We start from the raw sequence: 13,764 nt of genomic DNA on the forward strand, positions 1-13,764 counted from the left end.
CAAAAACCTGCAACGGAAGGGGCGTCAGCCGCGGATCAACCTGCGCCGCAGCCAGCCGGATATCGTGTCCATCAGCATGACCATCAGCACGATCAGGACCATGTAATAGGCAACCTCCTCCCAGTCCTTCTGGGTGATGATCGCCTGGGTCAGCATCAGGCCGATACCGCCGCCCACGATGGCCCCGATCACCGTGGCGCTGCGGGTATTGCTTTCGAGGTAATAGAGCACCTGGCTGAGCAGCACCGGCGTCACCTGCGGGATCACGCCAAAGCGCGCGCGCAGCAGCGCCCCGGCCCCGGTGGAGCGCACGCCCTCGACCTGCTTTTCGTCGATGTTTTCCAGCGCCTCGGAAAAAAGTTTGCCGAAACTGCCGGTATCGGTGATCAGGATGGCCAGCGCCCCCGTCATCGGGCCAGGGCCAAAGGCACGCGACAAGATGATGGTCCAGATCAGCCCATCCACCCCGCGGATGAAATCGAAGACCCGGCGCAGGGCAAAGCGCAGGGCGCGCAGGGGCATCATGTTCGATGCGGCCAGAAAGCCCAGCGGCAGGGCCACAAGGGCGGCGCCAAAGCTGCCCAGGAAGGCCATCAGCATGGTTTCAAAGATTGCCCAGGCCACATCGGCATGACGCCACATCTTGTTGGTCCAGACATCGTGCAGCATGGCCAGGATGTTCGGGCGGGCCGAATCGACGCGATCGCCCCAAAGCGCCAGCGCCGCAAGTTCACCCCAGCTGCGGTCATGGAAGGGGCTGTCGAGCGTGAAGAAGAACAGCTCCCACCCCGGCTGGTAGCGGAAGGTTTCGACCTTGGACCGTGTATAGTTGAAGCGCCCCGCATCGGTCTTGACGCTGATCCGTGTGTCGGAAACGCTGAGCCAGTCGGGCAAAGGTTCCGGCGCGGTCAGCGCCAGCCGGTCGCCTTCGGGGCGGATGTCGATGGTGCCATAGCCCGGCACCACATAGCGCGCGCCTGCATCATCATAAGTCACAATATGCCCGCGCCCAAGGTCGATGGTCGTGACCGCGCCCTGCACCGTGACCCAATCGGGAAGCTTTCCTGCGGGGTAGGTGCCCTTTGCCTCGCCCTCGACCGCGACGGTCAGGGCGCCGCTGCGGTTGTTGCGGGTGACATGGGTCTTGTAGTTCCAGAAATCCGACAGAAGGATCGCGGCATTGTCGAGCCGCGCGCGCGCCGCCAGACCCGCCACATCAAAGGACAGCGCGGCATAGACCAGATAGGCCAGCACCAGCGCGGGCAGGGCCAGCGCGACAAGGCGGCGGCGGATAAAGCGGGACGAGATATCATCGATCAGCGCGGCATCAAGCGAGGCCATAGGTCAACCTTTCACCATGCGGGTGCGGAAACGATCGGACAGGCGGTCGATCAGGGCGATGGTCAGGAACAGCATGAGGAAGATCGCCACCACCTGATCGTAGCGGCCCTGTCCCCATTGCATTGCAAGCTTCAGCTCGTGACCGATGCCGCCCTCGCCCACGAAGCCCAGAATGGCCGAGGCGCGGACGTTGATTTCAAAGCGCAGCAGGGCATAGCTGATCCAGTTCGGCGCGACCTGCGGCAGAACGCCCAGCCACATCCGCTGCGTCCAGCCCGCGCCGACCGATGTCAGCCCTTCGACCGGTTTCAGATCGGCGTTTTCGGCCACTTCGGAAAACAGCTTTCCCAACGCGCCCGCGGTATGCAGCGCGATGGCGATGACGGCCGGGATCGGCCCGCCGCCCAAGATGAAGATCAGCACCAGCGCCACGACGATTTCCGGCACCGCCCGCAGCGCATCCATCAGGCGGCGAAAGATGCCCGTCGCCCGCGGCCAGCGCGCCAGCCCCCGGGTGGACAGCAGCGCCAGCGCCATGGCGGCCAGCGCCCCCAGCAGCGTGGCCACCGCCGCGATGTTCAGCGTCTCGATCAGCGAGGGCAGATAGCTGATCGCAAGGGCCGGAACTTCGGCCCGCTTTTCCCAGGCTTCGGACAGGACCTCTGCCGGGAAGGCGCCCAGCATGGGCAGGCCGTCCAGAAAGCCGCCCGCGTTCCGGTCTTCCGCCATGCGAAAGCCCGAAGCCATGAGAACGACGAACAGCAGCAGCAAAAGCCCGCCATAGAGACGGCGGCGCTGTACCTGTTGCAGATAGCTGTCGCGGAGCGTGCCGGGTTCGGGCTTGGGGCCGCGGTCCGGGCCAAAGGCGATGTCAACCATGGGCAGTCCCCCAGGGCCCGCGGCAGTCCGGGGCCGGAAATGAAATTGCCGGACCCCCTTTCAGGGGCCCGGCAGAGCGTTCTGAAATTACTGTGCGTCCTGCAGCTTGCGTGCTTCCAGGATGCCTGCGTAAGCGTCGAGCGTGACCGGCACAAAATCCTTCGCCTCGCCCGCAGCCACACCATAGGCGCAGTCCTTGTCGGTTTCATGAAGGTCGGCGGTCAGTTTGGTGACCTTGTCCTTCACGTCCTGCGGCAGGGCTTTGCGCACGACCATCGGGCCTTCCGGGATCAGCTTGGATTTCCAGATCTCGACCAGATCATTCATCTCGACCAGACCGGCATCGGCGGCCTTGCGGAAGGCGCCCGAATTGTAGCCGTCTTCCCAGTTGCCCAGACCGTCAGCCCAGCTGACGCCCGCGGCGAAATCGCCGTTCGCCACGCCCACGATGGTTTGTTCGTGCCCGCCCGAGAATTTCACTTCGCCAAAGTAATCCTCAAGCTTGCCGTAGGTGGCCATCAGTTCGGCGGCCGGCACCAGGTAGCCCGAGGTCGAGTTCGGTTCCCCGAAGGCAAAGACCTTGCCCTTAGCATCTTCGATCTTGGTGATGCCGCTGTCCTTGCGGGCAAAGGCAATCGAATAGTAACCGGTCGACCCATCGGCGTTCTGCTTGGTCAGGGCCAGGTCCACGGCATTCGGGTCGGTCAGGTGGATCTTCGCAAAGGCCGAGGCGCCCAGCCAGGCCATGTCCAGCGTCCCGCCCAGCAGGCCCTGAATCACGCCATCATAATCGGCCGGGGTGAAAACCTTGACCGGCACGCCCAGCTCGGCCTCGATCGCGGCGCGGTAGCATTCGTTCGAGGTCATGCGGTCCTGCGCGTTTTCGCCGCCGAGGATGCCGATGTTGAATTCCTTGATCTCTTGCGCGGCAGCGGCGCCCGACAGGGTGGTCGTCGCAGCAAGGGCGAGAAGGAGGTATTTCATGGTCGTCTCCGTAACGGCCCCCGTCCGTCGGGGGCGGGGTGAAACTCAGGCCAGCATCTGCTCGGCCCAGGCGGCATCGGCCTCGGTATCCGTGGGGATCGCGGTCGAGGTCGCGGCTTCGTTGAAGGTGTCGTCGGCGCCATAGATGTCGCGGGCGACGCCGGTCGAAAGCTGTTCGGGGCTGCCGTCAAAGACGATGCGCCCGTCGCGCATGCCGATAACGCGGTCGCAATAGCGGCGCGCGGTATCGAGCGTATGGAGGTTCGCGATCACCATCCGCCCGTCTTCGACATTGATGCGGCGCAGGGTATCCATCACGACCTGCGCATTCATCGGGTCGAGGCTGGCGATGGGTTCATCGGCCAGAATGATCCGGGGGTCCTGCATCAGGGCGCGGGCAATGGCCACGCGCTGCTGCTGACCACCTGACAGGGCCTCGGCCCGTTTGGGGGCCTGTTCGGCGATGCCCAGCCGGTCGAGAATATCCAGCGCGCGCAGGATATCGGCGCGGGGCCAGAGGTTGAACATCGCGGTCAGGGTCGAGCGGCGGTTAAGCAGACCGTGCAGCACGTTCGAGGCCACATCCATGCGCGGCACAAGATTGAACTGCTGGAAGATCATCGCGCATTGGCTCTGCCATTCCCGGCGGGCGGCGCCGCGCAGCGACAGGATCTCGCGCCCGTCCACGTGGATTTCGCCGGCGCTGGCATCGGTCAGGCGGTTCATCATGCGCAGGAAGGTGGATTTCCCTGCGCCCGACCGCCCTATGATGCCGACAAAGGCAGGGCGATCGACCGAAAAGCTGATATTGTCCACCGCGGCCTTCTGGCCAAAGAGACGCGAGACGTTGCGAACCTGCAGCATGGTATCCCCCTGAACCTGTTGCCAGCGGGATAGGCAGGCTGTGTGACAGCCGCGTCGCGCCGCCGTGAAAGTTTCACGACGAAGGGGGCCGGGGGCGGACGGGCCGCCCCCTGCGGGTCAGTGCGCGCGGGCCGGTGCTGCGGTCAGCAGATCACGCACCATCGGGATGACACGGGTGCCGTAAAGTTCGACCGAGCGCATCAGGTCAGCATGGGGGGTGGTGCCGGCCGAATACTTCATGCTGAAGCGTTGCAGACCCAGCGCCTGCACCGTCGAGGCGATCTTGCGCGCGACGGTTTCGGGGCTGCCGACATATTGGCTGCCACGCTCCACCTCATGCAGGAAGGCGTCCTTGGTGATGGGCGGCCAGCCGCGTTCGCGGCCGATACGGTCATGCAGCGCCTTGTAGCCCACATAGGCGGCCTCGCGCGCGGCCTCGTCCGTGTCGGCGATCAGGCCGGGGGAATGCACGCCCAGCGGTTTCGGCGCCGTGCCGATCTGGCGATGTGCGTCGTGGTAAAGCTGCACGAAGGGTTTGAAGCGCCGCGGATCGCCCCCGATGATTGCCAGCATCATCGGCATGTCATAGCGCACCGCCCGCACGACGGATTCCGGGCTGCCGCCCACCCCGATCCAGGCCGAAATCCCGCCCGGTCCGGCGGGGGGATAGACCGCATCCACCTTGACCGGGTCGCGGTGCTGGCCTTTCCAGCTGACCTTGCCGCCACGGTTCACCGTGGCAAAGAGATCCAGCTTTTCCTCGAACAGCGTCTCGTAATTCCGCATGTCATGGCCAAACAGCGGATAGCTTTCGGTGAAGGACCCCCGGCCCAGGATCACCTCGCCCCGCCCGCCGGAAATCGCGTTCAGGGTCGAAAACCGCTGATAGAGCCGGATCGGATCATCGGTGGACAGCACCGTCACCCCGGTGGCCAGCCGGATGCGCTGCGTGCGCGCCGCGATATTGGCCAGCAGGATTTCGGGCGCGGAAATCGCGAAATCGTCGCGGTGATGTTCCCCCAGCGCGATGACATCCACGCCGACCTGATCGGCCAGCACCGCCTCGGCCACCACATTACGCAGCACCTGATCCTGCGACAGCAACCGCCCCGCGGCATCGCGCGTCACATCGCCGAATGTATCAAGACCGAAGTCCATGATCTGTCTCCTGTTCGTCCGTTGTGGCTAAGCTAAGTGCAGCAAGGCTCGCTGTCGCCCTGCGTCATCGCACAGCCAGATGATTGTTTTGGCCATTTTGCACGAATTCGCCGAAATCCGCTGGTTTTGTCACATCCCTTGCACCCGGGGGGCATAGGGCATATGTAGCGCCGCTATTGTCCCTTTTGGCCCCGGGGGGGATTCTCATGATCCAGACACCGTACTACCTGATCGACCGGGCGAAGCTTTCCCGCAATCTTGCGATCATCGACCAACTCCGTCAGGGGTCGGGTGCGAAGGCCCTGCTTGCGCTGAAGTGCTTTGCCACCTGGCCGGTCTTTGACCAGATGCGCGAACAGATGGATGGCACCACGTCGTCCAGTCTTTATGAACTGCGCCTCGGCCGCGAGAAATTCGGCAAGGAAACCCACGCCTATTCGGTGGGCTGGTCCGATCACGAGATCGCCGAGGCGGTCAGCTATGCCGACAAGATCATCTTCAATTCGATCGGTCAGCTGGAGCAGTTCGACAACCAGTCGGCCAGCATCTCGCGCGGGCTGCGGCTCAATCCGCGGTTCTCGACCAGCGGCTTCGATCTGGCCGATCCGGCCCGGCCCTTCTCGCGCCTGGGCGAATGGGACCAGACCAAGATCGAAACCGTGATGGACCGCATCTCGGGCTTCATGATCCATTACAACTGCGAAAACGCCGATTTCGACCTGTTCGACCGGCAGCTTTCGCGGATCGAGGATGAGTTCGGCGGCCTGCTGAAGCGCCTGAAATGGGTCAGCCTTGGCGGCGGGATCCATTTCACCGGCGAAGGCTATCCGGTGGACAAACTGGCCCGGCGGCTGCGCGAATTCGCCGACCGTTTCGAGGTGCAGGTCTATCTGGAACCCGGCGAGGCCGCGATCACCAATTCGGCCAGCCTTGAGGTGACGGTGATCGACATCCTCAACAACGGCAAGGATCTGGCCGTGGTGGACAGCTCGGTCGAGGCGCATATGCTCGATCTGCTGATCTACCGCCAGTCGGGCAAGATGGAGGTCAGCGGCGATCATCCCTATATGATCTGCGGCAAATCCTGTCTGGCCGGGGATATCTTCGGGGAATTCAACTTCCCCGCCCCGCTGAACGTGGGGGACCGCCTGTCGATCGCGGATGCGGCGGGTTATACCATGGTCAAGAAGAACTGGTTCAACGGCGTGAAGATGCCCAGCATCGTCGTGCGCGAACTCGATGGCTCGCTGAGCCTCAAGCGTGAATTCGGCTATGCCGATTACGAGAGCAGCCTCGGCTGATTGCCGGGGTGCCTCCCTTCCCTCTGTCCTTAAAGGAGACGGTTCGAAGTGAAACGGAACGTTCTGATCATCGGCGCCGGTGGCGTGGCTCAGGTCGTCGCGCATAAATGCGCGCAGTATAATGACCGGCTGGGCGATCTGCATATCGCAAGTCGCACCAAGGCCAAATGCGAGGCCGTCGTCGCCAGCGTTCACGAAAAGAACGCGATGAAGGTGCCGGGCGTGTTCGAGGCCCATGCCGTCAACGCCATGGACAGCGCGGAAGTGGCAGCCCTGATCCGCAAGACGGGCTGCCAGATCGTCATCAACGTGGGTTCGTCCTTCGTGAACATGACGGTGCTGGAGGCCTGCATCGAAACCGGCGCCGCCTATATGGACACCGCCATTCACGAAGACCCGGCCAAGATCTGCGAAACGCCGCCGTGGTACGGGAACTACGAATGGCAGCGCCGCGACCGCTGCAAGGCGGCGGGCGTGACCGCGATCCTCGGCATCGGCTTTGACCCCGGCGTGGTGAACGCCTGGGCGCGCGTGGCCGAAGGCATGATGGACAAGATCACCTCGATCGACATCGTCGACATCAACGCAGGCAGCCATGGCAAATGGTTCGCCACGAACTTCGACCCGGAAATCAACTTCCGTGAATTCACCGGCACGGTCTATTCTTGGCAGCAGGGGGCCTGGCAATCGAACAAGATGTTCGAGGTGGGCCAGACCTGGACCTTGCCCGTCGTCGGTGACCAGAAGGCCTATCTGACCGGCCATGATGAGGTGCACAGCCTCTCGAACCGCTACAAGGATGCCGATGTCCGCTTCTGGATGGGCTTTGGCGACCATTACATCAACGTTTTCACCGTGCTGAAGAATCTGGGCCTGCTGTCCGAAAAGCCGGTGAAAACCGCTGAGGGGCAGGAAGTCGTGCCGCTGAAGGTGGTCAAGGCCGTGCTGCCCGATCCGGCCAGCCTTGCGCCGAACTACACCGGCAAGACCTGCATCGGGGATGTGGTGAAGGGCGTGAAGGACGGTCAGCCGGTCGAGGTGCTGATCTACAACGTCGCCGACCACAAGGAAGCCTATGAGGAAGTGGGCAGCCAGGGCATCAGCTATACCGCAGGTGTGCCGCCGGTTACCGCGGCGCTGCTTATTGCCGATGGCACCTGGGATGTCGGCACCATGGTCAATGTCGAAGAGCTGGACCCCAAGCCCTTCATCAACCTGCTGAACACGATGGGGCTGCCGAGCCGCATCAAGGATGCCGCAGGCGACCGCCTGCTGACGTTCTGAGATGAAAAGGCGGCCTGCGGGCCGCCTTTTTCGTTCCGGGGATCAGCGTTTCATCATCGCAAGGCGGATCAGCGCGCGTTCCATCACCGCCATTGCCGGCGCCTTCGAGGCCGACCGCAGCGTCAGGTCCGTCTCCACGATCAGCGCCAACGCATCCTCGATCCGCTTGACGCCCCAATCCTTGGATTGCCGCAGGATGCGGTCCTTGCGCGGCCCGCGCACCCGGTAATGGGCCTGCCCGCTGGTATCGGTCGCCAGAGCATGCAGCGTGCGGAAGTGGCGCAGCGCCATGATGCAGATGGCCACCGGCTGCGTGCCCTGGCCTTCCAGTCGCCGCACCATCGGGCCGATGGCCCCGCTGCGCCCCTCGGCCACGGCGTCTATCAGGTCATCGACCTCGGCCTCGATGGTGGCGGGGGCCATGGCGGCCACATCGGCGGGCGACAGCGGCGTCCGGTCCTGCCATTTGTAGAGCGCGATCTTTTCCACCGTCTGGCGGAAATCACCGGGGTCGAGCTCGCGCGCGAGCGTTTGCAGATCGGCCATGGCGGCGCGGTCAATCTCGGTCAGACCGGCTTTCCGCAGCGTGGCCTCGATCTCTTCCCGGCTGGGCGGGTCGTCGTATATGCCGATGCAGCGGGCAGTGGGATGGGCCTCGAACAGCTTGACCATCGCGGATTTGGTGGTCAGCCCGCCTGCCGTCACCACGATCTGGGCATCGCCCGGCCGCCATTCCTTGAGCGCGGCGGTAATGGTCGGCGTCAGCGTATCGGTTGCATCTTCGACAAAGGCCACGCGGGGGCCGGGAAAGAACCCCTGCGCCTTGATGGCATCCATCAGCAGCGCCGGATCTTTCCGCAGTTCGGCGGCCTGCATCCGGCTCAGGCGCATTTCGCCCTCGCCTTCTGGGCCGATCAGCGCAAGGATCACCTCCTGCCGCCGCAGGGCAACCCGCATCGCATCCTGCCCAAAGATCAAAATCCCCGCCGAGGCCGGGTCCGGCTTGCCGAAATAGGCAACCGCCGCCGCACCGGTCAGCTTCATGGCAAGGTGCCGGCCGTGGCCACCAGCCGCGTGACGATCTGGTCCGCCAGAATCCGCATCAGCCGATAGGCGGCGTCTTCTTCCGCCGCGAGGCCCGAAACCGTCGATCCCGTCGCCGACCACGAGGTAAAGCTCTGCGCGACCCCTTCGGTCACGCTGGCGCCGCCCTGATCCTTCAGCTGCCATTCGACCCGACCGCGCAGGTGATAGCGGCTGATCGCGTTTTCCGGCGTGACGCCCACACCGATTCGCTCGGTGCTGATCTGATAGCTCAGCGCATAGCGCGGGGTCTGCGGACGGCCCAGACGCTCTTCCAGCCGCTCGACCAGATCGAATCCGTTCTTGCTGTCGGGGCTGTCCACCCGCACCGCGCCCTGCAGCGCGGCGGCAGGCCCGCCCGGCGCATAGGCCGGTGTGAAGGTGCAGCCCGAAAGGGCCGCACCCGCCATGACCATGAAATTACGGCGTTTATACCACGACATTGATGATGCGCCCCGGAACGACGATGATCTTCTTCACCGGCTGACCGGCGAGGAACTTGATCACATCCTCATTCGCAAGCGCGATCTTTTCAACCTCGGGTGCGGGCATGTCCTTGGGTACGCTGATTTCCGCCCGCCGCTTGCCATTGATCTGGATGGGCAGCGTCACCGTGTCATCGATCAGCAGCGCCGGATCAGCCTTGGGCCAGGGCGCCTGCGCGCAAAGCCCCTCACCGCCCTGATAGGTCCAGATCGATTCCGCGATATGCGGCGTCATGGGCGACATCAGCTGCGCCAGCGTGCGGATCGCTTCCTTCATCACCGGGGTCGAGGCATCGGCCTTGGCCAACGTATTGGTGAATTCGTAAAGTTTGGCGATGGCCTTGTTGAAGGCAAAGCCGTCGATCCCGCGCGTGACTTCGTCCACCGCCTTGGCCGTGGCTTTCCGCAGCGCCAGATCATCGGTGCCCGCGTGATCGGCGGGCATTTCGCCGATGCGGCTGCACAGGTTCCAGACGCGCGACAGGTGCTTGTAGGCCGCCTCGGCGCCCGAGGCGGTCCATTCCACATCGCGTTCGGGCGGGCTGTCCGACATCACGAACCAGCGCGCGGTATCGGCACCGAATTGCGCGATGATGTTCATCGGATCGACGACATTCTTCTTCGACTTCGACATCTTCGCCGAAGGGATGACCTCGACTGCCGTGCCGTCCTTCAGCGTGGCGCCGCCCTCGCTGCGCAGGATGTCCTCCGGCAGGTGATAGACCGGCCGCCCATTGGCATCCCGCGTCAGGTAAATCTCATGCGTCACCATGCCTTGGGTGAACAGGGCATTGAACGGCTCGCGTGCCTTGGCGGGCAGATGGCCCGTCTCGTTCATCGCGCGGGCGAAGAACCGGCTATAGAGCAGGTGGAGAATCGCATGTTCAATCCCGCCGATATACTGGTCGACGTTCATCCAGTAATCGGCATCCTCGGCCACGGTCGGCGTGGTCGCGCGCGGCGCGGTGAAGCGCGCGTAATACCAGGACGAATCGACGAAGGTATCCATCGTGTCGGTTTCGCGCTTCGCCGCCGCACCACATTTCGGGCAGCTGCAATCACGCCAGGTCGGGTGACGGTCCAGCGGGTTGCCGGGCTTGTCGAAGGCCACGTCATAGGGCAGCTCGACCGGCAGGTTTTCCTTCCGTTCGGGCACCACACCGCAGCTCGCACAATGCACCACCGGGATCGGGCACCCCCAATAACGCTGCCGCGAAATGCCCCAGTCACGCAGACGGAACTTGGTGACGCCCTGACCAAAGCCGCGGGATTCGGCCAGCGCAATCGCCTGCGCCACGCCTTCTTCCCCGGTCATCACGCTCTCGCCCGCAATGCCGCGGACATAGCGTACGCGCTCGGATTTCAGCGGCGTATAGGCTTCGGTCAGCGCGGCGTCCTCGGCACCCTCAGCCACAAAGACCTGGGTGATCGGCAGGCCATATTTGCTGGCAAATTCGAAATCGCGCTGGTCGTGCGCCGGGCAGCCGAAAATCGCGCCGGTGCCGTAATCCATGAGGATGAAGTTTGCGATCCAGACCGGCAGCTCCCAATCCGGGTTCAGCGGATGCTTCACACGGATGCCCGTATCGAACCCGATCTTCTCGGCCGTCTCCAGCGCCTCGGCCGTGGTGCCGCCCAGACGGCACTGCGCGAGGAACGCTTCGACCTTCGGATCGCCCGCCAGCGCCTTGGCCATCGGGTGATCCGGGCTGATCCCGGCGAATGAGGCCCCCATCAGCGTATCGGGCCGCGTGGTATAGACCTCCAGCCGGTCAAAGCCGTCCGGCGCGCCCACGGTATCAAAGGCAAATTGCAGCCCGCGCGACTTGCCGATCCAGTTCGCCTGCATCAGACGCACCTTCTCGGGCCAGTCCTTCAACCCGTCCAGCGCCTCCAGCAGATCCTCGGCCATGTCGGAAATCTTGAAGAACCACTGCGTCAGCTCGCGCCGCTCCACCGCCGCGCCCGACCGCCAGCCCTTGCCGTCGATCACCTGCTCATTGGCCAGCACGGTCATGTCGACCGGGTCCCAGTTCACCATCGCCGCCTTGCGATAGACCAGGCCCTTTTCCATCATGTCGATGAACATGGCCTGCTGCTGCCCGTAGTATTCCGGGTCACAAGTGGCGAACTCGCGGCTCCAGTCGATCGACAGACCCAGCGGCTTCATCTGCCCGCGCATGTCGGCGATATTGCCATAGGTCCAGTCCTTGGGGTGGCCGCCCCGCTCCATCGCCGCATTCTCGGCCGGCATCCCGAAGGCATCCCACCCCATGGGATGCAAAACCGAAAACCCGCAGGACGATTTGTAGCGCGCCACCACGTCGCCCATGGTGTAGTTGCGCACATGGCCCATGTGGATACGCCCCGACGGATAGGGGAACATCTCCAGCACATAGTATTTCTGCTTCGCCGGGTCGCGCTTGGCGGTGAAGACTCCGGCCTTGTCCCAGGCCTCTTGCCATTTCGCCTCGATCACGGCGGGTTCGTAGCGCGACATGCTTGCCTCATTCATCCAGCGGATTGCCGCGCGGAATTAACCCGACCCGGCCCCAAAGGTCCAGCCCAAGCCCGGTTTCCCCGCAACTTTCCCTGATGGATTTTCTGTCCCCAAATATCCCGGGGGACGCTGCGCCGCAGGCGCAGCGGGGGGCAGAGCCCCCATCTTCCTTACAGCTTGCTGTCGCGCACGCGCAGCTGGCGGGCGCGGGTCAGGATCGCATCCTCGACCGCGCGCTGCGTCTCGGGCGCCACGGCGCTGCCGCCGCTCCCTTGCAGCGCAACCTTCAGCGAGCGCGCATCCAGCGCCGGGTCGCTGACATAAATCGTCGCGCGATAGGACCGACCGCCCCCGGGCGGGGTGCCATAGCCGGTGACGATCACACCCGTGAAGGGATCGACCGATTCGACCGGCAGGAAGTTGAGAACCTCCAGCGACGCCTGCCAGAGATACTTGTTCACCTCGACAGTGGTGTTCGGGTCGCGGCTTTTCGAGAACAGATCCCAGACTGTGCCGCGGTCTTTCTCGTAATCCGCGCGGGCGCGCTCGATCGCGGCTTCCTGTGCCTCACGGGCCTGCTGGTTTTCAAAGCTGGTCGCGGTCGGTGCAGCGCTTCGGCCGCTGAACGGACCCGATCCGATGCTGCCGCCACAGGCCGAAAGCGCAAGAACCACGCATCCGGCGGATGCTGCTGCTGCAAGGCTCTTCACGTTCATTCCCGCCCCCGTGTGGTCATTCCTGCTGTCTATACCGAGGGGGCAGAGCCGAACAAGGCTTTTCGGTTTCAGCTGTTACCGCGCCTGCGCGAGGGGCGCCTCTTTGCCGATCCTTGGGGCTTCGTGGCACTGTGACATTGCTGCACCACGCATCGCCCGTTTGGCTGATGCCGCGCCGCAATGATTGCAATCAGGCGGATGAGAGCGGAAAAGATACCCATACCCAATTCGGACTGGACCGAGTTGGGCCGCACCTTTGAGTCAACGAGGGAAAACATGAAAAAGATTCTCCTGGCGACCAGCATTCTCGCTGCGACCACCGGCTTCGCCGCTGCTGAAGTGGCCGTTTCGGGCGCCGCCCGTATGGGTCTGGTTTACGACGGCAACGACACCGAATTCTCGTCGCGTATCCGCGTCACCTTCTCGATGTCGGGCGAAACCGACTCGGGTCTGTCGTTCGGCGCTTCGATCCGCGCTGACCAAGCCGGCACCGGCAACGCTGGCGCTGATGGCGCTGGTGGCGCGTTCGGCGGCGACGACATGGACGCTGGCACCGTGTACATCTCGGGCGCCTTCGGCAAGCTGACCTTCGGCGACAACGACTCGGCTGCTAACGTTCTCGTTGGCAACGTTTCGGGCGTTGGCTTCACCGGCCTCGGCGACTTCAACGAACTGGGCTACCTGGGCCAAGTCGACACCTCGGCTCTGTACGAATACTCGACCGGCGCTCTGTCGTTCGCTCTGTCGTCGTCGCAGCTGAACACCGACGACGCCGTTTCGGTCGCCGTGAAGTACTCGACCGACGCGTTCTCGGTGGCTCTGGGCTACGAAGACGACGCTGCTGACTCGCAAATCTCGCTGGGCGGCTCGGCCACCTTCGGCGCTGCGACCGTCAAAGCCGTCGTTGCTGACGTTGACTCGGCCGCTGACACCGCTTTCGCTCTGTCGGTTGACTACGCGATGGACGCCACCACCGTCACCGCTTTCTACGCGGACCACGGCGCTGTTGACGGCTTCGGCCTCGGCGCTTCCTACGACCTGGGCGGCGGCGCTGCTCTGGTCGGCGGTGTGGTTGACAACGGCGTCGACACCGTTGCCGACCTCGGCGTGACCATGAAGTTCTGATCCTAACGGATCTGAACAGGAAAGAGCGGGCTTTGCCCGCTCTT

At 63.9% G+C, this 13,764-nt stretch carries 12 protein-coding genes; 3 read left to right on the forward strand and 9 right to left on the reverse strand.

Annotation, left to right across the window (positions count from 1 at the left end; translation table 11 throughout):
- Nucleotides 1-24: 24 nt before the first annotated feature.
- The 5 genes from phnE (IE101_RS06570) to IE101_RS06590 form a co-directional block, all read right to left on the reverse strand.
- Nucleotides 25-1,341, reverse strand: a complete 1,317-nt coding sequence (gene phnE / locus IE101_RS06570) for a phosphonate ABC transporter, permease protein PhnE (protein ID WP_189633014.1) — start codon at nt 1,339-1,341, stop codon at nt 25-27.
- Nucleotides 1,342-1,344: 3 nt separating this feature from the next.
- Nucleotides 1,345-2,220 carry a phosphonate ABC transporter, permease protein PhnE gene (gene phnE / locus IE101_RS06575; protein ID WP_189633015.1) on the reverse strand — a complete coding sequence of 292 codons (876 nt, stop codon included), beginning with the start codon at nt 2,218-2,220 and terminating at the stop codon, nt 1,345-1,347.
- Between the two features lie 87 nt (nt 2,221-2,307).
- Nucleotides 2,308-3,204: a phosphonate ABC transporter substrate-binding protein gene (phnD, locus tag IE101_RS06580; protein ID WP_189633016.1), complete on the reverse strand. Its 897-nt coding sequence runs from the start codon at nt 3,202-3,204 to the stop codon at nt 2,308-2,310.
- A gap of 45 nt (nt 3,205-3,249) precedes the next feature.
- On the reverse strand, nt 3,250-4,068 hold the full coding sequence (gene phnC / locus IE101_RS06585; protein ID WP_189633017.1) for a phosphonate ABC transporter ATP-binding protein: 819 nt from the start codon (nt 4,066-4,068) through the stop codon (nt 3,250-3,252).
- A 117-nt stretch (nt 4,069-4,185) separates the two neighbouring features.
- Nucleotides 4,186-5,226, reverse strand: coding sequence for an LLM class flavin-dependent oxidoreductase (locus tag IE101_RS06590; RefSeq protein WP_189633018.1), 1,041 nt, complete (start codon nt 5,224-5,226; stop codon nt 4,186-4,188).
- A gap of 206 nt (nt 5,227-5,432) precedes the next feature.
- On the opposite strand from IE101_RS06590, the gene nspC reads away from it, so the two are divergent.
- On the forward strand, nt 5,433-6,527 hold the full coding sequence (gene nspC / locus IE101_RS06595) for a carboxynorspermidine decarboxylase (protein ID WP_189633019.1): 1,095 nt from the start codon (nt 5,433-5,435) through the stop codon (nt 6,525-6,527).
- A 48-nt stretch (nt 6,528-6,575) separates the two neighbouring features.
- Nucleotides 6,576-7,811 carry a saccharopine dehydrogenase family protein gene (locus tag IE101_RS06600; RefSeq protein WP_189633020.1) on the forward strand — a complete coding sequence of 412 codons (1,236 nt, stop codon included), beginning with the start codon at nt 6,576-6,578 and terminating at the stop codon, nt 7,809-7,811.
- A 42-nt stretch (nt 7,812-7,853) separates the two neighbouring features.
- Here the strand turns inward: IE101_RS06600 and holA are convergent, their stop codons facing one another.
- The 4 genes from holA to IE101_RS06620 all read right to left on the reverse strand — a co-directional run bounded on the left by holA (nt 7,854) and on the right by IE101_RS06620 (nt 12,595).
- Nucleotides 7,854-8,855 (reverse strand): DNA polymerase III subunit delta, encoded by a 1,002-nt coding sequence (gene holA / locus IE101_RS06605; RefSeq protein ID WP_189633021.1) that lies wholly within the window; start codon nt 8,853-8,855, stop codon nt 7,854-7,856.
- A complete protein-coding gene (gene lptE / locus IE101_RS06610; protein WP_189633022.1) occupies nt 8,852-9,337 on the reverse strand; it encodes an LPS assembly lipoprotein LptE in 486 nt (161 codons plus the stop codon). The genes holA and lptE overlap by 4 nt, the downstream gene beginning before the upstream one ends.
- The gene (gene leuS / locus IE101_RS06615; protein ID WP_189633023.1) at nt 9,324-11,879 is read right to left on the reverse strand and encodes a leucine--tRNA ligase; all 2,556 of its coding nucleotides are present in this window, start codon (nt 11,877-11,879) and stop codon (nt 9,324-9,326) included. The genes lptE and leuS overlap by 14 nt, the downstream gene beginning before the upstream one ends.
- Nucleotides 11,880-12,049: 170 nt before the next feature.
- Nucleotides 12,050-12,595: a DUF3576 domain-containing protein gene (locus tag IE101_RS06620; protein ID WP_189633024.1), complete on the reverse strand. Its 546-nt coding sequence runs from the start codon at nt 12,593-12,595 to the stop codon at nt 12,050-12,052.
- 276 nt (nt 12,596-12,871) lie between these two features.
- Here IE101_RS06620 and IE101_RS06625 point away from each other — a divergent pair, with 276 nt between their 5' ends.
- A complete protein-coding gene (locus tag IE101_RS06625) occupies nt 12,872-13,720 on the forward strand; it encodes a porin (protein ID WP_189633025.1) in 849 nt (282 codons plus the stop codon).
- Nucleotides 13,721-13,764: the final 44 nt, after the last annotated feature.

It is taken from the genome of Gemmobacter lanyuensis (assembly GCF_014652355.1).
Classification (GTDB): Bacteria; Pseudomonadota; Alphaproteobacteria; order Rhodobacterales; family Rhodobacteraceae; genus Gemmobacter; species Gemmobacter lanyuensis.

Coding starts and splice junctions, on each gene's coding strand:
- nspC (WP_189633019.1), top strand. CDS start 5,433: ATGATCCAGACACCGTACTACCTGATCGACCGGGCGAAGCTTTCCCGC.
- lptE (WP_189633022.1), bottom strand. CDS start 9,337: ATGTCGTGGTATAAACGCCGTAATTTCATGGTCATGGCGGGTGCGGCC.
- phnE (WP_189633014.1), bottom strand. CDS start 1,341: ATGGCCTCGCTTGATGCCGCGCTGATCGATGATATCTCGTCCCGCTTT.
- phnE (WP_189633015.1), bottom strand. CDS start 2,220: ATGGTTGACATCGCCTTTGGCCCGGACCGCGGCCCCAAGCCCGAACCC.
- IE101_RS06625 (WP_189633025.1), top strand. CDS start 12,872: ATGAAAAAGATTCTCCTGGCGACCAGCATTCTCGCTGCGACCACCGGC.
- phnD (WP_189633016.1), bottom strand. CDS start 3,204: ATGAAATACCTCCTTCTCGCCCTTGCTGCGACGACCACCCTGTCGGGC.
- leuS (WP_189633023.1), bottom strand. CDS start 11,879: ATGTCGCGCTACGAACCCGCCGTGATCGAGGCGAAATGGCAAGAGGCC.
- holA (WP_189633021.1), bottom strand. CDS start 8,855: ATGAAGCTGACCGGTGCGGCGGCGGTTGCCTATTTCGGCAAGCCGGAC.
- IE101_RS06620 (WP_189633024.1), bottom strand. CDS start 12,595: ATGAACGTGAAGAGCCTTGCAGCAGCAGCATCCGCCGGATGCGTGGTT.
- phnC (WP_189633017.1), bottom strand. CDS start 4,068: ATGCTGCAGGTTCGCAACGTCTCGCGTCTCTTTGGCCAGAAGGCCGCG.
- IE101_RS06590 (WP_189633018.1), bottom strand. CDS start 5,226: ATGGACTTCGGTCTTGATACATTCGGCGATGTGACGCGCGATGCCGCG.